20 protein-coding genes are annotated in these 23032 nt (G+C 73.5%); 14 read left to right on the top strand and 6 right to left on the bottom strand.

All coding sequences use genetic code 11. The features are described 5' to 3' along the window. Positions 1-52: 52 nt before the first annotated feature. A complete protein-coding gene (locus WME83_RS18415) occupies positions 53-2140 on the bottom strand; it encodes an alpha-amylase family glycosyl hydrolase (RefSeq protein ID WP_437320583.1) in 2088 nt (695 codons plus the stop codon). A gap of 178 nt (positions 2141-2318) precedes the next feature. After that, complete coding sequence (locus WME83_RS18420) at positions 2319-3653, bottom strand: cytochrome P450 (protein WP_437320584.1); 1335 nt, start codon at positions 3651-3653, stop codon at positions 2319-2321. A gap of 226 nt (positions 3654-3879) precedes the next feature. Between WME83_RS18420 and WME83_RS18425 the strand changes: the two genes are divergently transcribed. The 3 genes from WME83_RS18425 (at position 3880) to WME83_RS18435 (ending at position 6067) form a co-directional block, all read left to right on the top strand. Further along, on the top strand, positions 3880-4362 hold the full coding sequence (locus WME83_RS18425) for a hypothetical protein (protein ID WP_437320585.1): 483 nt from the start codon (positions 3880-3882) through the stop codon (positions 4360-4362). 33 nt (positions 4363-4395) lie between these two features. Continuing rightward, complete coding sequence (locus tag WME83_RS18430) at positions 4396-5439, top strand: SMP-30/gluconolactonase/LRE family protein (protein WP_437320586.1); 1044 nt, start codon at positions 4396-4398, stop codon at positions 5437-5439. Between the two features lie 79 nt (positions 5440-5518). Further along, complete coding sequence (locus WME83_RS18435; protein ID WP_437320587.1) at positions 5519-6067, top strand: GNAT family N-acetyltransferase; 549 nt, start codon at positions 5519-5521, stop codon at positions 6065-6067. An 84-nt stretch (positions 6068-6151) separates the two neighbouring features. On the opposite strand, the gene WME83_RS18440 is transcribed toward WME83_RS18435, so the two are convergent. Beyond that, positions 6152-7171, bottom strand: a complete 1020-nt coding sequence (locus WME83_RS18440; protein ID WP_437320588.1) for an AraC family transcriptional regulator — start codon at positions 7169-7171, stop codon at positions 6152-6154. A 30-nt stretch (positions 7172-7201) separates the two neighbouring features. Beyond that, positions 7202-8014 (bottom strand): nitrilase-related carbon-nitrogen hydrolase, encoded by an 813-nt coding sequence (locus tag WME83_RS18445; RefSeq protein ID WP_437320589.1) that lies wholly within the window; start codon positions 8012-8014, stop codon positions 7202-7204. A gap of 102 nt (positions 8015-8116) precedes the next feature. Between WME83_RS18445 and WME83_RS18450 the strand changes: the two genes are divergently transcribed. From WME83_RS18450 to WME83_RS18460, 3 genes are all read left to right on the top strand, one after another. Then, positions 8117-9343, top strand: coding sequence for a hypothetical protein (locus tag WME83_RS18450; RefSeq protein WP_437320590.1), 1227 nt, complete (start codon positions 8117-8119; stop codon positions 9341-9343). Positions 9344-9552: 209 nt separating this feature from the next. Then, on the top strand, positions 9553-10089 hold the full coding sequence (locus tag WME83_RS18455) for a VOC family protein (protein ID WP_437320591.1): 537 nt from the start codon (positions 9553-9555) through the stop codon (positions 10087-10089). Beyond that, positions 10089-11303 carry an alpha/beta hydrolase gene (locus tag WME83_RS18460; protein ID WP_437320592.1) on the top strand — a complete coding sequence of 405 codons (1215 nt, stop codon included), beginning with the start codon at positions 10089-10091 and terminating at the stop codon, positions 11301-11303. Before WME83_RS18455 ends, WME83_RS18460 begins: the two co-directional genes overlap by 1 nt. A gap of 98 nt (positions 11304-11401) precedes the next feature. Here WME83_RS18460 and WME83_RS18465 read toward each other — a convergent pair whose 3' ends face one another. After that, positions 11402-12649 carry a hypothetical protein gene (locus WME83_RS18465; RefSeq protein WP_437320593.1) on the bottom strand — a complete coding sequence of 416 codons (1248 nt, stop codon included), beginning with the start codon at positions 12647-12649 and terminating at the stop codon, positions 11402-11404. 7 nt (positions 12650-12656) lie between these two features. Further along, positions 12657-13262 (bottom strand): polysaccharide biosynthesis/export family protein, encoded by a 606-nt coding sequence (locus tag WME83_RS18470; protein ID WP_437320594.1) that lies wholly within the window; start codon positions 13260-13262, stop codon positions 12657-12659. Between the two features lie 247 nt (positions 13263-13509). Between WME83_RS18470 and WME83_RS18475 the strand changes: the two genes are divergently transcribed. From WME83_RS18475 to rpsD, 8 genes are all read left to right on the top strand, one after another. Continuing rightward, complete coding sequence (locus WME83_RS18475; RefSeq protein ID WP_437320595.1) at positions 13510-15036, top strand: O-antigen ligase family protein; 1527 nt, start codon at positions 13510-13512, stop codon at positions 15034-15036. A 29-nt stretch (positions 15037-15065) separates the two neighbouring features. Next, positions 15066-15995, top strand: a complete 930-nt coding sequence (locus WME83_RS18480) for a Uma2 family endonuclease (RefSeq protein ID WP_437320596.1) — start codon at positions 15066-15068, stop codon at positions 15993-15995. Positions 15996-16340: 345 nt separating this feature from the next. After that, positions 16341-16988 (top strand): glutathione S-transferase family protein, encoded by a 648-nt coding sequence (locus WME83_RS18485; RefSeq protein ID WP_437320597.1) that lies wholly within the window; start codon positions 16341-16343, stop codon positions 16986-16988. 263 nt (positions 16989-17251) lie between these two features. Then, complete coding sequence (locus tag WME83_RS18490; protein ID WP_437320598.1) at positions 17252-18385, top strand: UTP--glucose-1-phosphate uridylyltransferase; 1134 nt, start codon at positions 17252-17254, stop codon at positions 18383-18385. A 238-nt stretch (positions 18386-18623) separates the two neighbouring features. Then, entirely contained in the window at positions 18624-19772 is a 1149-nt protein-coding gene (locus tag WME83_RS18495; protein WP_437320599.1) for a ferritin-like domain-containing protein, read from the top strand. 838 nt (positions 19773-20610) lie between these two features. Further along, positions 20611-21195 carry a hypothetical protein gene (locus tag WME83_RS18500; RefSeq protein WP_437320600.1) on the top strand — a complete coding sequence of 195 codons (585 nt, stop codon included), beginning with the start codon at positions 20611-20613 and terminating at the stop codon, positions 21193-21195. Between the two features lie 253 nt (positions 21196-21448). Next, the gene (locus WME83_RS18505) at positions 21449-22231 is read left to right on the top strand and encodes a class I SAM-dependent methyltransferase (protein WP_437320601.1); all 783 of its coding nucleotides are present in this window, start codon (positions 21449-21451) and stop codon (positions 22229-22231) included. A 131-nt stretch (positions 22232-22362) separates the two neighbouring features. After that, entirely contained in the window at positions 22363-22974 is a 612-nt protein-coding gene (gene rpsD, locus WME83_RS18510; RefSeq protein ID WP_437320602.1) for a 30S ribosomal protein S4, read from the top strand. The last annotated feature ends 58 nt before the right edge of the window (positions 22975-23032 follow it).

Raw genomic sequence — 23032 nt, forward strand, 5'->3', positions numbered from 1 at the left:
TAACAGATGACGGCGGCGGGCACATCGCCCGCGCCGCCGCGCGGGGCTCGATCTAGCGCGGCACGAGGACGCGGGCGTCCCAGGGCCCGAGGTCCAGCGCGACGGAGCCCGCGTGGAGGTGCGCGCCGGCGCCGCCCAGGGCGTCGCGCAGGCCGCCGCGCGCGTGGCCGGCGAACGGCTCCGGGACGGCGAGCCGCTTCCTCGCCGGTCGCTCGCTGAAATTCAGGGCGACGAGCGCGAAGCTCGACGCGTCGTCGCCGTGCCTGACGTAGGCGAAGACCTCGTCGTCCTGGCCGGCGTGCACGACGCGGAGCCCCGGCGACCGGAGCGCCGCGAGGGAGCGCCTGAGCCGGATCAGCCGCTCGTAGTGCCGGGTCAGCGGCCCGCGCGGCGGCCGCGGGACCGGGGCGAGGCCGCCGTAAGGCTCGTACTCGGCGCCGAGCTCGTCGAACGCGTAGACGCACGGGATGCCCGGCAGCGTCAGCAGCGCCGCCGCGGCGACGCGCGTGAGACCCGGCCCGTGGCGCGTGATGAAGCGGGCCCCGGTGTCGTTGTTGTTGATGAACCTCAGCGTGCGCTCGGGGCGCGCGGCGCGCGCCGCGGTGGCGGACAGCGCCGCGCCCAGCCGGGCCGCGATGCCGCGCGGCGCGCCGAACACGTCGCTCCACGCCCACCGCCCGAGCTCCTCGGTCCAGTCGTACGCCGCGTCGAACCCGCTCTGCAGGTAGTACGGATCGCGCGCCGAGGCCTCGGCGATCAGCGCGAGATCCGGGCGCACGCGCCGGAGCTCGGCGGCCCACGACGACCAGAGCTCGCTCCGCCGCTCCTGGACGCCCCACGCGGCGTCGACGCGGTAGCCGTCGATACCGAAGCGCTTCACCCAGCGCAGCGACACCTCGAGCATCCAGCGCGCCACCTCGGCGTTGTCGTAGTTGAGGTTCGGCAGGTGCTCCCAGTCGAAGTAATGGGTGGGCTCCCCGCCGGCGTCGCGATCGTAGAACGCGAAGGTGTGGGCGCGGGTCCGCTGCCGCTCGGCTTGCTGGAAATACGGGTGCTCGACCGAGGTGTGGTTCGGCACGAGGTCGAGCAGCACGCGCAGGCCGCGCCGGTGCGCGTCGTCCACGAGCTCGCGCAGGTCCTGCTCCGTTCCGTAGTCGGGGCGCACGCTGAGGTAGTCCGTGACGGCGTACCCGAAGTCGCCCTCGGGCGCGGCGAAGATCGGAGACAGCCACAGCGCCGTGACGCCGAGCCGCTCGAGCGCGGGGAGGGCGGCGCGGACGCTCCGGAGCGGGGGATCGCCGAAGAAGGGCGGCACGACGCCGTAGAGGACGGCGTCGTCGAGCCACGACGGCGCGCTCGCGCCCGGGGGCGCATCGAACGGCGGCGCGACGCGCGCGGTGTCGCTGCGGCCGCGCGCGTCGCGCACCGTGAGCTCGATCATGGCGCGCCCGGCGGCGTCCGGCGCCGGCACCTCGATGCGGGCTCCCTGCCCGAGGCGCTCGGCGGTCCCGTCGCCGCGCGGCCGGGACCACGCGAAGGCGACGAGCTCGGCGCGCGAGCGCTCGCTCGGCTCGCTGCCCGTGGCGTCGAGGACGAGCCGGTCGCCGGCCCGCGCCGCGCGGGCGCGGGCCCGGGGCGCGTCCTCCAGCCGGACGCGGTAGGTGACGGGCGGCGTGGCCAGCTCGCCCGCGCCCGTCGCGCGGCAGCGCGCGGCGATCTCGTTCTCGCCCTCGAGCAGCGGCACGTCCGCCGCGAAGCGCCGCTGCTGCTCGATCGCGGCGGGGTGGACGTCGCTGCCCACCTGGATCGCGCAGTCCTCCAGCGTCCCCGGCCCGGCGAGGGCGCCCTGGATGCGCGCGCTGAAGGCCCACACCTCGGCGTCGTCGGCGTGCAGCTCCAGCCGGGCGTCCGCGGCCCCGGACGGGCGCGGCGACGAGGAGGTGGCGGCCGACTCGCACGCGGGCGCCGCGGAGAGCAGCGCGACGATCCCTCCGACGGCGGCGAGCGCTCGCGGGCGCCGCGCCGGGCCCGGGGCGCGCCGCCGGCGGACGCCCGCGCGCGGGTCGATGGCGACGGACGGCGGCGACGGGGCTGCACCGGGGGAGGAGGCGGCGGGCGAGCGAAGGAGGCGAGTCGACATGGGGCTGCGCGGCAAGCGGGGGAGCCCTCTATTGCAGAACGACCTCCGGCGATCGCCGCTGGGCAGGAAGCGCGGAGGATTTATGTCGCGATGTCCCCGGTCTCCGTCGGGGCCGCCGTGCCCTGGTGATCGGGGCAACGCATTCCGGTCGTCTGCCGCGCGCCGCCTGTGCCCGGGATCAGGCGGCGGTGCGGAGGGCGGCGCGGCTGCGGGCGCGCAGGGCGAGCGGGACGCCGCCGGCGGGGCCCAGCGTGAGGTTGCGCCGCACGGGGCGCGGCGGGCGCTCGTCGAGCAGGCGGAACTCCCACGCCGACAGCGCCACGCCGAGCACGATCTTCATCTCGAACATCGCGAAGGCCGCGCCGATGCAGCGGCGGTTCCCGCCGCCGAACGGCAGGTACTCGAACGGGGAGTACTTGCGCTCGAGGAAGCGCTCGGGCCTGAAGCGCGACGGCTCGGGGTAGAGCTCGGGGCGGTGGTGCACGAGCAGGATGCACGGCGCCACCCCCGTCCCCGCCGGGAGGGTGTGCTCGCCGATCCGGAACGGCTGCGCCGCCATGCGCGGGGCCTCGGTGACGATCGGGTGCAGGCGCAGCGCCTCCTTGCACACCGCGTCCAGGTAGGGCAGCGCGGCGAGGCGCTCCGGGTCGGGCTCCGGGCCGAGGGCGTCGATCTCGTCGCGCAGCCGCGCGAGGACGGTCGGGTGGCGGTGCGCGTGGTCGAGGGCCCACGCGAGGGCGAGCGCGGTGGTCTCGTGGCCGGCGAAGAGCAGCGTCCGGAGCTCGTCGAAGATGGCCTGGTCGCTCATGCTCGAGCCGTCGTCGTAGCGGGCCGCGACGAGGAGGCTCAGGATGTCGTCGCCCGGCGCCGCGCGCGCCCGCTCGATCTGCTCGCGGCACAGGGCGTCCAGGTGGTCGACGCGCCGGCGGAAGCGCGCGTAGGGGCCGAGGCCCCCGAGCTCGCGCTGCAGGACCGGCAGGAAGGTCAGCGCCGGGGTCAGCGCGTCGGTCATCGCGACGATCGCGCGCGCGAACGCGCTCATGCGCGACGGCTCCTCCACCCCGAAGACGGCGCGGAGGATGACGTCGAGCGAGATCGCCTGCGTGATGTCCTGGGCGACGACGCGGGGCGCGCGCGCCGCCTCGGCGAAGCGGCGGGCGGCGACGTCCGCCATCGCCGCCGCGTAGGCGCGCATGCGGTCGCCGTGGAACGGCGGCGTCAGCAGCTTCCGCTCGCGCCGGTGGCGCTCGCCCGAGAGCATGACGAGCGAGTGCTCTCCGACGAGCGGGGCGATCGACTTGGTGGCGTACGGGACGAGCGCGTCGGGCGGCGCGGTCATCACCTCCTGCACCGACGCGGGGCTGCCGGCCATCACGACGTCGCCGTTGTACATCGGGACGTTGAAGACGTCGCCGTACGTGGCGGCGCACCGGGACAGGAGCTCGATCGGACGCGTGAGGAACTGGTAGGTCGTCAACAGGCGGCCCTGCGGGCCTCGGGGCAATTGGCTCATGGCGCACCTCGGCAGGAGCTCGATCCCGGTGGCGCGCGGCGCCTCGCCGGGATCGATCCAACGATGAGGCCGGCGCGGCGGCGCGGCAGCGGCGTCGGGCGCCAACGTTGCGACGGATCGCGCCAGGGGGGCGCGCGGCGGCGGGAGGGCGCGCGGCGGCTGGAGGAGCACGAGCGCGGCGGCCGGTCGTGGTTGGCGCGCGCGGCTCGGCTTGCGATCATGCCGCATGTCCAGGTACCGAAGCGACATCGAGGTGGTGCGGCTCCGCATCCACGAGCTCGAGGAGCGGCTGCGCCGCGTGCGCGCGCAGCAGATCCGCGCCGAGGCGGCCGCGAACCTGGGTCCGGAGGCCGCGCGGCCGTTCAGCCGGGGCATGTACCACCTCGGGCGGGCGCTCAGGCGGCTGCTGCGCAGGCGGGGTCCGGCGCCCGCGCAGGCGCTCGCGGCGGCGCGGGCCCGGCTCGCCTTTCTGGAGCAGCGGGTCGCGATGGCCGAGGTGGAGCTCTCGCGCGCCGAGGCCGAGCGCTCGCGCACCGAGGCGGAGCGCTCGCGCGCGAGCCTCGGGGCCGATCGGTGGGAGCCGGTGAGCGGCGCTCACCCCGGGTCGATGCCAGCGGTTGACCTCGCGCCGGAGGTGCCGCAAAGCGCGCCGTCCGGCCGGCTGGCCTACCGGCTTGGCCGGGCGATCGGGCGGTTGAGCCGGCGCTGAGCCGGCGCAGCCTCGCCACCAGGAGGTTTTCCCATGGCACGAGCCCTCGGCATGTTCACGTCCCTCGTCGCAACGGCCGCGGTGGTCTCCTGCGGCGGGGAAGCTCCGCCGCCCGCGCTGGCACCGGCGGCCTCCGCTTCCGCTGCGCCCATCGCGACGAATCGCGTCGAGCCCCCGCCTGCGGCTCCGGCGGCTCCGGCGGCTCCCGCGGCGTCCGCGGCGTCCGCGGCGGCGCCCGAGCCGCCCAAGCGCGCCGCGCCGAGCCCGGTCGCGAGGTACACCGGCTTCGCCAAGCCGGAGAGCGTGCTCTACGACGCGGACAACGACCGCTACCTCGTCTCGAACATCAACGGCAATCCGGGCGAAAGGGACAACAACGGCTTCATCTCCGTCCTCTCGCCCGACGGTCGGGTGACGAGCCTGAAGTGGATCGAGGGCGGCAAGAACAAGGTCAAGCTCGACGCGCCGACGGGCTCGGCGATCGCGAAAGGCGTGCTCTACGTCGCCGACCTCACGACCCTCCGGATGTTCGATCTCAAGACCGGGGCGCCGAAGGGGGAGATCGCCATCCCCGGCACCACGTTGCTGAACGACGTCGCGGCGGCGCCGGACGGCAAGGTCTACGTGTCCGACTCCGGCTTCACGATTGGCGCGACCGGCAACCTCGAGGCGACGTCGACCGACGCCATGTACGTCATCGAGAAGGGCAAGGCCAGGGCGCTGGCGAAGACCACCGACCTGCGCATGCCGAACGGCCTCGCGTGGAGCGACAAGGGGCTCGTGGTTTGCTCGAGCGGCGCGCCCGAGGTCTTCATCCTCGACGAGAAGGGCGAAAAGCGGGACGTGACCACCACGGCGCCCGGCGGCCGCCTCGACGGCCTGATCTCCCTCGGCGACGCGCTCCTCGTGACCAGCCACGACGCGTCGGCGGTGCTCCGCGGGAAGCTCGGCGGGACCTTCGAGGTCGCCATCCCCGAGCAGAAGACGCCCGCGGATATCGGGTATGACACGAAGCGCGGACGCGTCCTCGTGCCCCACGTGATGGCGGACACGGTGGACGTCTACGAGCTGAGGTGATCTGCGGACGAAAGATGCGCGCTTCGGGCCTCGCTCCGGCAGGCTGGCGTCGTCGCGATATGTTGAGGAAGAGATGAACGTGTCCATCATCGACGCATGGCGCACGCGGGAAGCGCGTGAGTTCTTCCGGAACGTTTGGCCGATGTATGTCCACGAGCTCTCCGGCTTCGACACGAGTTTCTACGCTCTGGACGAGGCCGGTCGATGGCAGCCGGACATCGTCGACGATTGGGTCTCGAGCGTCACGCCGCCCGCCAACCTGCGAGCTCCGCGATCGGAGCAGGACCCGATGCAGCCGTTCCAGCGAGCGCACGTGATCACGAGCGACGCCCGACCGGTCGGGTTCGTCTGTGTCGGCCTGCGACCGTTCAGATACATGCCGGACGACGTCGATTTCATCATCGCGGAATTCTTTCTGATCCACGGGAGCCGCGGCACCGGCGCGGGCCGACATGCGCTCCAGTTGCTGCTCCACCGGTATCCAGGGCGGTGGCACCTCTGTGCCATCCATGACAACGCTCGGGCGATCCGGTTCTGGACCAAGACGCTGCCGCTCCTCGGCGTGCGAGATCTCGAAACACGGCACGAGAGCGGCGATGTCACCTGGCGGTTCGTGGCAGAGGGGTGACGCGCGCTGGGCTCTCGATACTTCGACTTCCTGCGACCGCTCGTGATCGACCGGTCGTTCGGGCCGGATGTCCGACGCACCGAGCTACCGGACGCGGGTGCGCCGGTACTCGCCCGGGGTGGTGCCCGTCCAGCGGCGGAAGCTGCGGTAGAAGTGGCGCGGCTCGCCGTAGCCGAGCAGGAAGGCGATCTCCTGGAGCGCGAGGTCGCGCCGGCGGAGGAGCTCGAGCGCCTTGCCGCGCCGGGCCTCGTCGAGCTGCGCCGTGAACGACGTGCCGAGGTCCTTGAGGGCGCGCTGGAGCGAGCGCGTGCTCATGCCGAGCGCGCGCGCGATCCGCCCCTGATCCACCTCGCCGCGATCGAGCCGCTCGCCGATGAGGGCGCGCACGCGCGCGTCGAGCGGCGCCGCGCCGGCGGGCGCCGCGCGCGCGGCGAGGAGCTGCTCGGCGTGGCGCACGAGGTAATCGCGGACCGAGGGATCCGCGCCGACGACGGGCGCGTCGAGCACGCGCGCGTCGTAGACGAGGCCGGTCGCGGCCGCCTCGAAGCGCACCGGGGCGCCGAGCGCCTCCTCGTAGAGCGGGGTCGGGTGCCGGCGGGGGTGGCGGAACATGGCCTCGAGCGGCCGCGCGGCGCCGTCGAGGTAGAGCGCGATGAAGCGCGCGAGCCCCGCGGCCATCATCTCGATCGGCTCGGCCATCGCGACGACCCGCGGCTCGTGCTCGAGCGCGAGGTGGAAGACCTCGCCGCGCTCCTCGATGACGATGCGGAGGTGCGGGTCCATGAGCCTGAAGAAGCGGCCATAGACCGCGACCGCCTCTCGCAGGGTCCCGCTGTGGCGCGCGACGTGCCCGACGATGCCCACGACCGAGACCGGGATCCAGCGCGCGTAGGTCAGCCCGAGCGGCTCGCCGGGGAGGCGCTCGAGCATGAGCGCCCACAGCGACAGGAGCGACGCGTACGGCACGAGCTCGTCGGGCGCGGCGAGCGCCTCGGCCGAGACGCCGGCGGCGCGGAGGAGATCGTCGCGAGGGACGCCGCGCGACGAGGCGAACTCGATGAGCGCGGCCGGCAAGGATGCGAAGACGAGCTCGCCGTCGGACATGGCGCGGGCCGAGGATAGCGCACGCGACGCCTATCCCGTGCGGGCGGGGCGCTCCCACGCGGCGTACACGTCGGGGCGGCGCTCCGAGAGGTAGCGGTTGTCCGCGCGCGAGGCGCGCTGGAGCTCGGGATCGAGATCGGCGAAGAGCAGGTCCTCGCCGGCGGCGCCCGCGGCGGCCAGGACCGAGCCATCGGGGGCGGCGATGATGCTCTGGCCGCACAGGACGGTGTCTCCTTCCTGTCCGCAGTGGTTGGCGTAGGCGACGAACACCTGGCTCTCCAGCGCGCGGGCGGGCGGCAGCGTGCGGGCCACCACGCCGAACGGCTCCGGGAGCGCGGTCGGCGCGCACACGAGATCGGCGCCGGCCAGCGCGACGCCGCGCACCGCCTCGGGAAACTCGATGTCGTAGCAGATCAAGAGGCCGATCCGGAAGCCGTGCAGGGCCGCGATGGGCAGCTCGCCGCGGCCCTGGGTGAAGACCGCGGCCTCGTCCGGGCCGTAGAGGTGCGTCTTGCGGTAGGTCGCGAGGCGCGCGCCGGCGCGATCGAAGAGGTGCGCGGCGATGAAGAGCTCCCCGTCGGGCCCGCGGTCGGGCGCGCTGGCGACCAGCGCGACGCCGCAGCTCGACGCGATGTCCGCGAGCCGCCGGACGATGACCTCGGGCGAGGTCTCGAGCAGCGTCCGGGGCACCAGCGCCGGGACGTAGCCCGTCGTGAACAGCTCCGGAGTGACCAGGAGGTGAGCGCCGCCCTCGGCGGCGCGCCGGGCCGCGCCGGCGATGCGCGCGACGTTGGTGTCCACCTGTCCCGGGACGGCGTTGGCCTGCAGCACGGCGATGCGCATGAGATCGACCCTCCAGCGGCTTTCGGGGGCGTCAGCGTACCCGAGGGGCCCTGTGCGCGATCGCGCGAGCGAGGTTGACGCAATGCGGCAATGCCGAGTACCATGGCGCGGATGCTTGGGTTCGAGCGCTCGCCGGGGTCGAGCTCCCCTCGTTCAAGGCCGCGCGCCGCCACCGCCGCCGCGGTCCTCTCGCTGGTAGCCGTCTCGGCCTGCTGCGGCGCCCCCGATCGCGCGGATTCGCCCGTCCAGAGCGCGACCACGGGCGAGGCGCCGCCGACCGCTGGCGCGGGCGATGCGGAGGGCGCCGGGGCGGGCCTGGGCGGCGCTGGCGGCGCTGGCGGGGCCGGGGCGGGCGCTGGCGGCGCTGGCGGGGCCGGGGCGGGCGGCGCGGGGGCGGGCGGGGCCCCGCCCGCCGATCTCCAGGGCTGTCACGGCGAGAAGCGGCCTCTCGTGATCTCCAGCCAGATGCCTTATGCCGTCGCGCGCGTCGGCGCCGCGGAAGGCCATTTCCTCCTCGATTTCGGCACCACGGCCAGCACCATCGACCCGCAGGGCTTCGCGGGCGGGGTGGTCCCCGAGCCCGTCGCCGGCAGCGCCGATCGGTTCGCCGACTTCGATTTCTACGGCCCCTGGGGCACCGTCCGCCTCACGGTGCAGGACCACTCGGGCATCCAGGGCACGGTGCGCCAGGCCGGCATTCTCGGCACGGACTTCCTGTCGCTCCATGCCTTCACGCTCGATTACGAGGACGGCGCCGTCTACCGGGCCGACGCCGGGGCGCTCTGCCCCGATGAGATCCTGCGCGCCGAGGGCATGAAGCCGCTCTGGACCGCGGGATACTATTCGTCCGATCTCGCCGAGGTCCAGGCGGGCTTCCCGAACGTGCCCACCGTCCCGGCGCGCATCGGCGCGGCGCAGGCCGTCGCGCAGCTCGACACGGGGTACGACGACGCGGTGTACCGGCGCTCGGTCAACATCAACCGCGCCTTCTTCGCGGCGATCGAGGCGGCCGGGATCGACCTCGCGCCGGTGCCCGAGGCCGCGATGTCGCTGAGCACCTGTGTCCCAGGGCAAGCGGAGCAGGTCTCCGCCTACCGCATCCTCCGGGGCGCGCCGTTCGAGCTGGTCAGCACCGACGGATCCGCGGCCGTCGCCGCGCAGGACGTGATGCTCTTCCTCAAGGACACGCCGCCCGAAGCCCGGCAGTGCGGCGGGATCGGGACGTGGTCCATCCCCGCAGCGCAGGTGGCCGCGTCGTTCTACGTGGAGGCGAGGCGGCTCGTGTTCGACCCCGTCACGTCCCGCGTGTGGATGGGGACGCCGCGGTAGCGGCGAGCGCCCCGAGCGCACCGCGCTCGCGGCCCTCGAGATCTCGCCGTTCGGAACGAAGCAGCCTTATCGGCCGAGCGGGGGCACGCGCGGCTCATCCGCGTTGCGCCGCGACGCGCGAGCGCTCGAGTGACGGGGCGATGGGATGGCATTCACCTTGAACGAGCTCGCCCGCTCGTGGCATCATCGTCCTGCACAAGGGGGGTACGATGGGGGTGCATCATATCGCGCTGGCGGCCGGAGATCTGGTCGCCACGCACCGGTTTTATACCCAGGTGATGGGGTTCCGCCTCGTCAAGGTGATGGCGGTCCCTTACGAGGGCAGCCGTGACGGGGGCTGGGCGAGGCACGCCTTTTATCAGACGAGCGAGCCGGAGGGGCCGCTCCTGGCGTTCTGGGAAGTGCATGAAGAGGCGGTGCGGGGGCGCTTCAGGACGGATATCTCGACGGGGCTGGGGCTGCCGGCGTGGGTGAACCACCTCGCCTTCACCGCGCCGACCAGCGAGTTCTACAGCCGGATGCTCGCGCGGTGGCTCTCGCACGGTCACGAGGTCACCGAGGCGGATCACGATTTCTGCCGTTCCATCTACACGATGGATCCCAACGGCATCCTGGTCGAGTTCTGCCAGACGCTGCGGCCCTTCTCGGCGGAGGAGGTAGCCGAGGCGGAGCGCTCGCTCCTCGATCCCATGCCGCCGCTCGAGCTTCCGCGGCCCGTGATCGTCCACCGGCCGCAGGTGGCGTGATGAGCGCGCCTGTCGTCGATACGATGCTGGGGCACGGCCGCCGCCCCGCGGCGTTCGGTCATTGGCCCTTACCCGAGGACGAGCCGGCGGTTTCCCTGGGGCGGGAGCCGGTCGCGGCCGTGGGGAGCGACGGCGCGCTCGTGCGGGGCCTGTTCTGGACGCCGCCGGGCGGCCGGTTCAAGGTGGCCGCGGTGCTCGCGCACCCGCGGGCGGATTTCTCGGTCCATTACCTCTGCCCGCTGCTCGCGGCGCGCGGGGTGGCGGCGCTCGGGGGCGCGACGCGCTACGTGAACAACGACACCGACTGTCTCCACGAGAAGGCGGCGCTCGACGTCGAGACCGCGGTGGAGGCGGCGCGGGCGCGGGGCGCCGAGGCGGTGGTGCTGCTCGGCAACTCGGGGGGCGGCGCGCTGCTCGCGCTGGCGGAGGCCGGCGCGGCGGCCGAGGGGCGGCGGCTGGGGGACGCCTTCGTCGCGCTGGCGGCGCACCCGGGGCAGGGGGTGTTCCTGGAGCAGGCGATCGACCCGTCGGTGGTGGACGAGGGAGATCCGCTGTCGGTCGATCCGTCGCTCGACATGTACGATCCGAGCAACGGCTGGCGGCCGTGGCCGGAGCCGTGCAGGTACGGCCGCGCGTGGCTCGCGCGCTACCGGGCGGCGCAGCGGGCGCGGGTCGCGCGCATCGACGCGGCGGCGCGGGCGGCGATCGAGGCGCAGGCCGACGCGGCGGCGGCGCTGGAGGGGATGGCCCCGGAGCACCCCGAGTGGAGCCGGATGCGGCGGCGGAGCGCGCATGGGCGATTCATGACCGTGTACCGCACGGTGGCGGATCCGGCGTATCTGGACCCGACCATCGAGCCGGACGACCGCGCGCTCGGGTCGATCTTCGCGTCGCCGGATCCGTTCGTCGCGAACTATGGTTATGGGGGCGTGGCGCGGACGCTCACGGCGCGAGCGTGGCTGTCCACGTGGTCGAGCCTGTCGTCGCGGGCGCGGCTCGCGGACAGCCTGCGCGCGGTCGCGATCCCGACGCTGCTCGTGCACGCGACCGCGGACACGGAGATCCGGCTGCGGCAGGCGCGGGAGAGCTTCGAGGCGAGCGCGGCGCAGGACAGGAGCTACGTGGAGCTCCAGGGGGCGACGCATTTCCTGAAGGGGCACCGGCAGGCCGCGGCGGACCTCATCGCGGCGTGGATCCGCGAGCGGCTCGGATAGGCCCGGGGCGCGGCCCGGCGGGGCGGATGCGCCCGGCATGAGTGATTGCGTGCGAGCCCGTCAGGCTCGACACCTCGCGCGAGCAGCGCGGCGGAGCTTCACCGTTCTTCGGCGCTGCGCGGGCAGGGCGCCACCCGATCCGCGCCCCCGAAGAACTCGCCCGCGAGCAGCGACCACGCCCGCGCGTTCTCCGGCGGACCGCATTTGAACGGCGCCTTCCCGAGCCGGTCGCCGCGGAGCGCCGCCCGCTGCTCGCGGTAGTACCGGATCGCGAGCTCGGCGGCGTACTCCCCGACCCCGTTGCCCGGCTGGAACGCGTAGTACGTGCCGCCCTTCACGATCGTCTCGTTCGGCGCGTACGCCGCGAGGCACGGGATCCTCGTCCCGCAGCGCGCGACGATCCCGTCGTAGATCGGTGAGAGCGCCGCCTGGGACCACCCGCCGTGCGCGCCGTCGTTCAGGTGGAAGATCTCGTGGAAGAGCGTCTCTCGCACGGCGTCCCGGGAGCGGTGGAGCGAGCCGGCGAGGTTGTACGCGACCGTCCAGCCGGAGGCGTAGGCGGAAGGCGTCCTCGCGCGCACGGATCGGAAGTACCGCAGCGCGAGGGCGCGGTGGCGGTAGCGCACGGGCGAGCTGGCCGCGGCCGCGAGATCCGCGAAGAACGCGTCGAAGTCGGCGAGGGCCGCGGCCGTCCACTCCAGGTGGCGGCGCTCGGCGCGCACCGGCAGCTCCGGCACGAGGTGGAGCGTGCCGCGGTAGCCGCCGTCCATCAGGTGCTCCCGCTCGAGCCCGGCGACGCTGCCGGTCCGCTCGAAGAGCGCGGTCGCGCTCGCGGCGGCTTGCCCGTCGCCCTGGTAGCGGAGCGCGAGCAGGCAGCGAACGCGCTCGTGCCCCGGCCGGGGGGCGGCGGCCGCGCCGGCGTCCCCGCGCCGGCAGGCGTCGATGCCGCCCTGGTGCGCGGCGGCGTCTTCCGGGAACAGGAGCGCCTCGGCCTCGTCGACCGCGATGAAGGGCGCCGGCTGGGTCGCGGCCGGGGAGGGGACATCGCCCGTCGCGCCGCTCGCCGGCGATGCCCCCGCGGACGCCGCGCCGGCAGGCACCGGGCGGCTCGGGCCGGAAGATGCGCCGGCCGCCGCGCGCACCGGCGAGCCTGGAGGCGGCGCGGCCTTGCCGGCGGGGGCCGGGCTGCCGGGGCTGGACGGCGCACACGCGGCCGTGAGCGCCGGGAGCGAGAGCAGCAACGCGGCGAGGAGCGGCAGCGCGGCGTCGGGGCACATCCTGCCCAGGATGCCAAAATGCGCCGCGCCGATCACCAGCCGGACGTGGCGGCCGGCGTCGCCGCGCACCGACGCCCTACGGCACCACCACCGTATCGTTCGTCTGCAGCGGCAGATCCCCGCGGAGATCCCCTTTCTCGACGACCTCATCGAACACGAACGGAATCCTGCGCTCGCCGAGCGCGTCGCGCCGCACGATCACCACCTCGTCGGGATCGGCGAAGCGCGTGAAGCCGCCGGCGAGGGCGAGCGCCTGCAGCACGGTGATCTGCGCCCTCGGCGTGAACTCGCCCGGACGCGACACCTCGCCCATCACGTAGACGCGGTAGCTGTGGAGCTCCGCCACCTCCACGCTGACGACCGGCTTCTCATGGTAGAACTTGGCCGCCTGCGTCGCGATCTCCTCGGCGATGCCCGTGACGGTGCGCCCCGACGCCAGGATATCGCCGACGAGCGGGACCGTGATGAACCCGTCTGGCCGCACCGTGACGCGGTGGCTCAGCGCCTCGTTCTTCCAGGCGCGCACCTCCAGCACGTCGCCGGGGCCGACCGCATAGGCGCGGGTTGCGCGGCGCTCGGCCTCGAAATCGACCCGCGGGGCGCTCGCGCCGCAACCCGAGGACGCCACGAGGGCCATCAGCGCGGAGCAGAGCAGGGCAATCCGGACACAGCGGGACCACATGCGGTGTTCACCCTCCATGATGGAATCGCGCACCAGCAAGCGCCGATCCCGCGGCCGCGCCACGCGCCTGCTCCTCGCGCGCGCACCGGCGCTTCCCGCGTGCCGGTCGAGCCCACGGTGCTAGATCCGTCGCGCGGAAGGGGGGAATGCGCGCCGCGCCTCATCGCGCTCGCGCAGGGCGCCTCACCGCGGCCGTCGCGAGCTCGCGGCGCGGGCGGCCTGCGCGGCGCTCGCGGCGCGCCACACCATGGCAGCGTGGGTCGTGTGCGCGCTGTGCGCGCTCGTCATCCTCAAGCCGCAGGAGTTCATCCCCGCGCTCGAGGGGATTCCGCTCGTTCACGCGGCGTTCGGGCTCACCCTGCTCTGCGTCGCCCTCGACGTCGTGTGGCGCCGGCTCAAGCCGACGCTCGCGCCTCAGGTCGTCTATGCGCTCGCGTTCCTCGCCTGGGCGGCCCTCACCACCGCGCTCAAGCGCCCGGCCGCCCTCGAGGAGCGCGGCCTGCAGCTCGCGACCGTCGCGGGCGTCTTCCTCGCCGTCGCCTTCGCCGCCGCCTCGCCGCGCGGGGTGCGCGCGCTCGCGATCACGCTCGTCGGCTGCGCCGTCGTCACCACCGCGGTCGCGATCGTGCAGGCGTTTCAGCCCTACGGCTGCATGCTCGCCGCGCCCGACGACTGGGAAGGCAAGGGCGAGCTCGAGCCGGATGGACGCCCCTGCGAGACCAACCTCGACTGCCGCAAGGACCCGCCCGTCCCCGACGGCAACTACCGGTGCGAGCGCCCCGGGCCGCTCGGCACGTCGACGATCGACGGGCGCGTCCGCTACCGCGGCTCGCTCGCCGATCCGAACGAGCTGTCCCTGATGGCCGGCATGTCGATCCCGCTCGCGATCGCGCTCGCCGAGCGGCGCGGCCGCCGGCGCGCGCCCGCGGCTCCTGGGAGTGCCGTCCCGCGCGCGCCAGCGGCCCCAGGCGACGCCGGCCGGCGCGCGCCCGCGCCTCCCTGCGGGGCGCGCCTTCGGCCTGCGCTGCCGCTCCTGCTCACCGACCGGCTGCTCTCGCGCGCGGCCGCGGCGCTGCGCGCGCTCCCCGTCGTGGCCGTCATCGCGGCGATCGGCGCGATGGTCGTCCTGTCGCGCTCGCGCTCGGGGGTGCTCGTGTACCTGGCGGTCCTCGGCCTCACGTTCATCCGGTGGAGCGGGACCCTGGGCGTCGTCGCTGCCTGCTTCATCGGCCCGCCCATGCTCCTGCTCGGCGGCCGGAGCGGCGACGAGGCGAGCGAGAGCTCGGAGGAGCGCGTCGAGCTGCTCCGGGAGGCGTTCGAGATGATCCGGCGCACCCGGGGGATCGGCGTCGGCGCAGGGCAGTTCGGCGACGAGTCGTCGCTCGGCCTGACCGCCCACAACTCCTACCTGCTCGCCGCGTCCGAGACGGGCCTGCTCGGGATGTGCCTGTTCGCGCTCGTCCTGTATGCGTCGATCAAAGTACCGCTCTCGATCTGGCTGGGCGACGCCGAGGTCGGCCCTGCGGCGAGGCGGTTCGCGCCGGCGATCTTCGTCAGCCTGTGCGGCGCGCTGCTCGGCATCTTCTTCCTGTCGTGGGCTTACAAGGACGTCCTTTACATGACGCTCGGCGCTTCCGCGGCGCTGTATGGCGCGGCGCGGGCCGAGGACGCCCGCATCTCGGTGCGCGTGTCCCTGAGGGAGGTCGCGCTCGTGTGCGGCGGGATGTTCGCCGTGCTCGTGCTGCTCAACGTCCTGCTCCGCTTCCTCGGGTGAGCGCGCCCCGGGGTGGTATGCTGGTCGGCATGTCGGTCCCCATCCGCAAGCCGGGCGACCCCACCGCGGCGCCGATCCCGGCCGAGGCCCCCCGGGCTCCTACCGAGGCGCAGTGGGCGGCGATGTCGCCCGCGCAGCGAGAGCAGGCCGTTCGAGCGCTGCTCGCCTCGGAGTCGCAGGAAGAGCTCGACGAGCGCGAGGCGATGGCCGAAGGGGATCCGCACCTCGACGCCAAGATGGAGGCGCGCGACACGCTCCGCGCGTGGTTCGGTCGGCGCGGTCGGCGCATCTACGTCGGCGCCGAGATCAAGGTCTACTACCCGGGCGAGAAGGGCTTCACGCCCGACGTGATCGCGGTGGCCGACGTCGATCCCGGCCCGCGCCTCTGCTGGATGGCCAGCGCCGAAGGCAAGGGGATCGATCTGGCGATCGAGGTGCATTACGCTGGCGACTGGCGCAAGGACTTCGTCGACAACGTCGTGAGGTATGCGGCGCTCGGGATTCGCGAGTACTTCGTCTACGACATCCCGCGCGGGCACATCCGAGGCTACAGGCTGCCGTCCACAAGCGTGCGGCGCTACGAGAGCATCCCCTCGCGCATCGGGCGGTACCGATCGGAGGTCCTCGAGCTGGATCTCACGGTGGAGTCAGGTCGGCTACGATTCTATGCGGACACGGCCGAGCTGGTCACCGCCGGCGAGCTGGTGGGCAAGCTGGAGAGGATGATCGAGGCCGCCGAGGCCCGGATCGAGCGAGAGCAGGCGCGGGCAGAGCAGGCCTTGGAGCGGCTGTCGGCGGCGATCCTGATGATCCTCGGCGCGCGCGGCATTCAGGCGAGCGAGGAGGCGAGAGGCCGGATCCTGAGCGAGACGGACCTGAGCGTGCTGGAGCGATGGCTCCAGCGGGCGGCGACCGCGACGGCGGTGGAAGAGCTGTTCCTGGAGTCGTCGGGCCGCTGACCGCGAGAGGCGAGCACGGCGCTCCATCGTGATGCACGTCCACGATACGGGCCGCGCCGCGAGGTCCCATGGAACCCGCCTCGCGGGCAGGCCTTTCGCGCTGCCGGGCGCCTCGGGCCGGAGGAGACGTGGGGCGCGGCGCCGCGCGGAGGCGGCGACGGATCGAGGGGTGGACGAGCGCGACGGGGCGCTGGTAGCCTCGCCGGCGCTCGGATCGGACCGCTCGGCCAGAGCCGGCCCGGCTGGAGCGGCCGAGACGACCTCGCGCGGATCGGTCCCATCCCTTGGCCTCGAATCGGCGGATCGGCAGCTCACCGGTCCGCCCCCTGAGAGAAGAGAAGCGAGATGCCCAAGATCACGGTATGTGCATTTGGCTGGGTTCCGCCCTTTGCCCGGGGGCTGGTGCGCGATCTCCGCGTGCGCTGGGCGCTGGCCGAGGCGGGCCTCACCTACGAGGAGCGGCTGATCGGGAACGAGGAGCAGGCGTCCGCGGACTACCGCCGCCTTCAGCCGTTCGGGCAGGTGCCCGCCTACGAGGAGGACGGGCTCGTGATGTTCGAGTCGGGCGCCATCGTGCTGCATATCGCCGAGCGCTCCGAGGCGCTGATGCCGTCCGATCCCGTCGGTCGGGCGCGCGCCAAGTCGTGGATGTTCGCGGCGCTGAACTCGGTCGAGCCGCACGTCCAGAACCTCGCCGAGATCGACCTGTTTTATCCGAAGGAGGAATGGGCGCAGCTGCGCCGGCCGTTGGCGGTCAGCGCCGTCAAGGCGCGGCTGACGAAGCTGTCCGACTGGCTCGGCGAGCGGGACTACCTCGAGGATCGCTTCACCGCGGGGGACCTGCTCATGACCACGGTGCTGCGCATCCTGCGCCATACGGAGCTCGTCGCGGAGATCCCGACCCTCGAGGCGTACCGCCTGCGGTGTGAGGCGCGGCCGGCCTTCCAGAAGGCGCTCGCCGAGCACATGGCGCCCTTCGCGAAGCACGCGTAGCAGCGCGCGACAGCGGGCGAGCGCGGACGCGGCCGACGGGTCTTCGTAGTCCCTGGGGGGCCTCGCGCCTCGTCGGCGCAGCCTGAGATCGGCATCTCCGGACGCCCATCAGGAAACAACGTACAATGCATTCAGCGCGGCCTGGAGCCCGGTGGCGCATGCCGGTCGCGGCGTCGCCGAGAAGCTCGCTCGGCGCTCGCTGGCGCGCGAACCGCTGCACTCTGCCGTTGCCTCGCGCGGCGCATCGTGCTTTTGAAGACAGCGTGTCTTCGCTCGCTCAGCAGATCGCCGCGCTCCCCGCCCCGCTGCTCGCCCGCCTCCGGGCTCGAGGGTTCGACCCCGACCGTGTCGTCCGGTGGGCCGCGTCCATCGGCAAGGACCGGGACGCCCGCAACCGGCTCCCTGGCACGGTCGAGCCGCCCGCGCCCGGCGACGTCATGGAGCTGCCGGCCGAGGGCACGCCCGAGCACGCCCGCTGCCGCGAGGCGGGCCTGGCCGCGCTCCGGCGCGGCGAGGTCGCGCTCTGCGTCCTCGCGGGCGGGATGGCCACCCGGATGGGCGGCGTGGTCAAGGCGCTCGTGGAGGTGCTGCCCGGCCGGACCTTCCTCGATCTGCGCCTCGCCGAGAGCGATCACCTCCGGCGCGCGACGGGCGTCCCGGTGCCGCTGTGGCTGATGACCAGCGAGGCGACGAACGGCCCGATCCGCGAGGCGCTCGGCGCGCGCCTCGACGAGCAGGGCGATCTCTGCACCACGTTCGAGCAGCACGTCTCCCTGCGCCTCACCCCGGAAGGGGATCTGTTCCTCGACGAGGACGGCGAGCCGAGCGTCTATGCGACCGGGCACGGCGACCTGCCGGACGCGCTCCGGGAGAGCGGCGTCCTCGGCCGCTTCCTCGCGCGCGGCGGAAAGACCGTCTGGATCGCCAACCTCGACAACCTCGGCGCGACGGTGGATCCGGTCATCCTCGGCTGGCATCTCGGCCACGGCGGGCCGCTCACGGTCGAGGTGGTCGACAAGGGCGGCGACAAGGGGGGCGGCCCGTTGCGGTGGAACGGCCGCCCGGTGATCGCCGAGGACTTCCGGCTGCCGGTCGGCTTCGATCCGAAGGTGGTGCCGGTCTTCAACACCAACACCTTCCTTGCGAGCGCCGAGGCGCTCAGCGCGCTCGCGATGGACTGGGTCTACGTGGAGGTCGAGAAGAAGGTGGGAGATCGCAAGGCGATCCAGTTCGAGCGCATCTTGAACGAGATCACCTTCGGTCTCCCGGCCAGGTTCCTGCGTGTGCCTCGAGACGGGCTCGCGGCCCGGTTCCTTCCCGTCAAGGATACCGACGAGCTGGAGCGGCGACGGCCGGCGATCGAGGCGATCGCGCGAGCGCGGGGGTTTCTGGGCTGAGCCGAGGAGCAGCTGAGCCAGCGTGATGTGCCACGCTGTGCCGAGCGCGCCGGCGGAGGAGCCCTGAATTCCGCGAATCTTGCTGGTATGCAGGATGCTTCTCGATGGTCCAATGACCATCAAGCCCCCTGCTCCCGCTCATTTTCGAAGCGCATTCGCTCGCCGTCTGACCCGCGCAATCCTCGCCACCGCGACGCTCGGTCTGGCGGTTGACAACGTCGCCTGCGCCAACGTGGTCATGGATGACCCCTCGCCGGGCGATGGCGGCGGCGGCGCGAGCGAGGATGGCTCGGGGGGGCGCGGTGGAATGGGCGGGGAGGGCGGTGGGGGCGCCGATCCCGTCACGACGGTGCAGGCCGGCGGCGTCTCGTGGGACGAGGAAGGAACGGTGTGCGTGGACCCCGGGGCCCAGGGGGGCGGCGGGGAGGGAGGCGCGGGGGGGCAGGGCGGGGCAGGGGGCTCCGGCGGCGTGTTTGCGGGCGCGTGCGAGCCGCTCGATCCCGTCGGCGCGAACGTCCCTCTCCCGCCGCCTGGGTGCTGGTACAGCAGCATCGGTGGCGGCGTCTTCAGAAATGGCGAGTGCTGCTACGAGTTCACCGCGAGCTGCGGCGGCTCGGGCCGGCCTTTTCTCGTGGGCGAGCGCGCCCGCACCGCGCGGGAGCAGCGGAGGGATGCGGGCGGGTGGGGCGGCGCGCCGCGTCCGGACCTCGCGGGGCTCGGGCAGGGGGCCCGCGCCGCGCTGGCCGAGGCGTGGCTCCGCGACGCGTTGCTCGAGCACGCATCGGTCGCCTCGTTCTCGCGGTTCGCGCTGGAGATGATGGCGGTCGGCGCCCCCGCCGAGATGCTCGCGGCCGCGCACGATGCGGCGCGCGACGAGGTGCGCCACGCGGCGCTCTGCTTCGGGCTGGCGAGCGCGTACGCCGGCGCGGCGCTCGAGCCGGCGCCGTTCGCGTTCGGCGGCGTCGTCGAGGTCACGTCGGACCTGGCGGAGCTCGCGGCGCGCGCGGTGCGTGAAGGCTGCATCGGCGAGACGCTGGCGGCGGTGCAGGCCAGCGAGCAGCTCGCGCACGCGACCGACGCCGCGGTCCGGAGCGTCCTCGCGGCGATTGCGGACGACGAGGCGCGGCACGCCGAGCTCGCGTGGCGCTTCGTGGCCTGGGCGCTCCAGACGGGCGGGGAGGCGGTGCGCCGCGCGGTCGCGGCGGCCTTCGAGGCGGGTCTTGCTGCGCCATCGCCGTCCGCCGCGGCGACGGACGCCGCCGACGACGCGCTCGCTGCGCACGGTCGCCCCGGCGGCGCCGTGATGGCCGCCTCGTGGAGCCGCGCGATCGCGGAGGTCGTGACGCCTGCGATGCGCGCGCTGCTGTCAGCGCAGGCGGCGGCGTGACCCGACCCGGGTTGAGCCGACCGGGGTTGAGCTGATCCAACCAACCGGGCCGACCCGGGTTGAGCGGCCGACCCGTCCGACCTGACCCGGGTTGGGACGCCATTGTTCTTCACCCGGGTCAGTCCGGGGTCGCTTCGGTTGCCTCAACCCGGGTCAGGTAGACCCGAACCAGGTTGCGGCGCAGCAACGCCGCAGCAGCGCAGCGATCCGACCCGGGTTGGGGCGTGACCCCAACCCGGGTCAGCTGTGGGTTGCCTCGGGTCGCCTCAACCTGGGTCAGGTCGGGTCCCCTCAACCTGGGTCAGATCGCAGCGACCCGGGTTGGGGCGTGACCCCAACCCGGGCGTGCCCCCAACCCCGGTCAGCTCTGGATTGCCTCGGGTCGCCTCAACCTGGGTCAGGTCGGGTCCCCTCAACCTGGGTCAGGTCGCAGCGACCCGGGTTGGGGCGTGACCCCAACCCGGGCGTGACCCCAACCCCGGTCAGCTCTGGGTTGCCTCGGGTCGCCTCAACGTGGGTCAGGTCGGGTCCGCGGGTCCGAGTCGCCGCACCCCGCGAAATTTCTTGACCCGCTCACCTGTTCCACCCTATTTTTATTGAAAATGAAGATCATTATCAATCCAAGGCGCGCTCTGGCAGGGTTCGAGGACGGCCTGGTTGCCTTCTGGCGGCACTTCTCGCTTCGCGACGCTGGGTACCGCGCATTTCGCGGCGTGGCGGGCGGCGGGGGGAGGCGCTCGTGAAGGGCGGTCCGGCAGCGCCGTCGCCGATGGTCGGCGAGCGCGCAGCGGCTCTTCGGGGGTGGGGGAGCGCCGCCCCGCCGCTCGATGCAGCGCTCGTGCGCTCGCTCGCCCCCCCGAGGGCCCCGCTCGGGCTCGCCGGCTCGCGCCCGTGGCATTGCTCGCCGCGCGTCCTCCGGCTGATCGTGGCGCTCGCGCTCTCGTGCGAGGCGATCGGCGCCCTGGTGAGCGCCGCGATGGGAAGAGACGACGGCGCCGTCGCAGAGGAGCCGTCCGGCGAGGCGTTGCGCGTCCTCATCGACCGCGCGCTGACGAACGCCCGCGCGGCGCGCCGGCTCGCGAGCGCCCTCGACGCCGTGCTCGCCGACGAGGTGCGCACCTACCGTGGGCTCTGCGTCGCGGCGCTCGCGGCCCGCTGGGCGAGCGCGCGCGCCGCTGCGCCGGCGAGGGAGGCGGCGGCGCTCCTCTGGGCGGGCGCGCGAACGCCAGGCTCGCCGATGCGCTTCCTCGAAGAGCGCATCGCCGACGACATCGAGCTCCGCGCGCTCCGCGCCATGGCGACGTCGATGAAGGCGGCCGGCGCGCGACGCTGGGCCAGCCCGACGCGCCTGCCGCGCCGCTCCGGGGAGCGACCGGTCGAACGAGGCCTCGGAGCGGTCGCCCTTGCCGGGAGAGGACGGTAGCCGCCTCACCGCGGCGGCGCCGTCGGCCAGGTGCTGGGCACGCCGCTGGTCAACCTGGTTGGGGGCCGCCGGAGCGGTCGCCCTTGCCGGGAGAGGACGGTAGCCGCCTCACCGCGGCGGCGCCGTCGGCCAGGTGCTGGGCACGCCGCTGGTCAACCTGGTTGGGGGCCGCTGGTCAACCTGGTTGAGGTCACCGCAGATCGCCGAGTCGCCAACTTGACAAGCAACCCACAGATCTGTCATGAAAATGAAAATGACTTTCAATGTCGACCAGGCCCCTTCGTTTGCTCGACGCGAGCTCGCGGGCGTCGCCGCGTGCGCCTACGCATCCGACGCGTTCCCGGACCTCGGGTTCCACGACGAGGAGGCCCGCCGTCTCGCGCGCCTCCTCGAGGTCGAGCGCGCCGGCTTCACCGAGCAGGAGCTCCGCCCACTCGCGGCCCGCGCCCGGCTCGTGGACGACGTCGTGCACGACTTCTTCCGCCGTCACCCGGACGGCCTGGCCATCGGGCTCTTCACCGGCCCGTGCACGCGATTCTCACGCATCGACAACGGCCTGCTCCACTGGATCGATATCGACGTCCCCCGCGTGGTCGCCTGGAAGCGCCCGCGCGCCCCTCGCACGCCGCGGTACGCCCTGGCCGCCGCGTCTCCTGGCTGCGATCACTGGATCGATCAGCTCTCCGAGGCGCGCGGCTGGCCCACGTTGATCCTCGGCCTCGGCCTCTTCTCCCAGCTCGGCCCCGAGCGGATCTCCGCCTTCTTGACCCAGGCCTCCCTGCGCCTCGAGCGAGATGTGGAGCTCCTGCTCGACGCGACCCCCTGCCTCCGCCTTCGCCCCGCCACCGCGAGGGGCGCGCGCCACGTGGAGCTCCACCGCGATGACGGGAGCGTCGAGACGTTCCCGTGGCTGCGGGTCCTCCACGACGACGACTACCCCGAGCCGCTCGGCGCCCGCGTTCGCGCCACGAACGGGCTCGCGCGCTTCCTCCGCAAATCTCGCTTACCGATCCTCCGCCACCTCCGGCGCGTGTGAGCCCTCAAGAACAGACCAGGAAACAACACAAGGATCTCGATGAACCTCCAGGAACACGTTGACGCACCGGCGCCCGACGGCGCCGCGCTCCCCCCGCGCGACGCGCGCGCTCTCTCGCGGAGGGCCTGGCCATGAGCCGCTACACCGGACCTCGCGTCAAGGTCATGCGCGCGCTCGGGGTCGAGCTCCCCGGGCTCTCGGCGAAGAAGACCGAGCGCCGGCCCTACCCACCCGGACAGCACGGCCAGGCCCGCAAGAAGCTCAGCGAATATGCGCTCCGGCTGCGCGAGAAGCAGAAGGTCCGCCTCAACTACGGCCTGACCGACACGCAGCTTCGGACGCTCATGCTCGAGGCGCGCAGGAGCAAGCTGGCCGCCGGCACCAAGCTCATCGAGCTCCTGGAGCGGCGGCTCGACAACGTCGTCTTTCGCGCCGGCTTCGCCCGGACCATCCCGGCCGCGCGACAGCTCGTGACCCACGGGCACGTGCTCATCGACGGGAGGCGCGTCGACATCCCCTCCTACCGCGTCAGCTCCGGAGAGACGGTGAGCGTGCGCGAGCGGCGCCGCGATCACCAGACCGTCGTGGAGGCGCTCGCGAGAGCGGACCTCCTGGCCCCCTCGTGGCTCGCGGTCGACAAGGACGCACGGCAGGCGCGCGTGACCAGCCTGCCGGACGAGACGAGCATCCCGTTCCCGATCCAGGTCCAGCTCATCATCGAGTACTACTCACAGCGGCTGTGACGCGAAGGCGCGCCTCGCCGCGCCAGCGCGCGGCGAGGCCGCTGCCCCGGCCCGCGGC

Origin of the sequence: Sorangium sp. So ce385 (genome assembly GCF_051474135.1) — a bacterium.
In the GTDB taxonomy this organism is placed as follows: Bacteria; Myxococcota_A; Polyangia; order Polyangiales; family Polyangiaceae; genus Sorangium; species Sorangium cellulosum_D.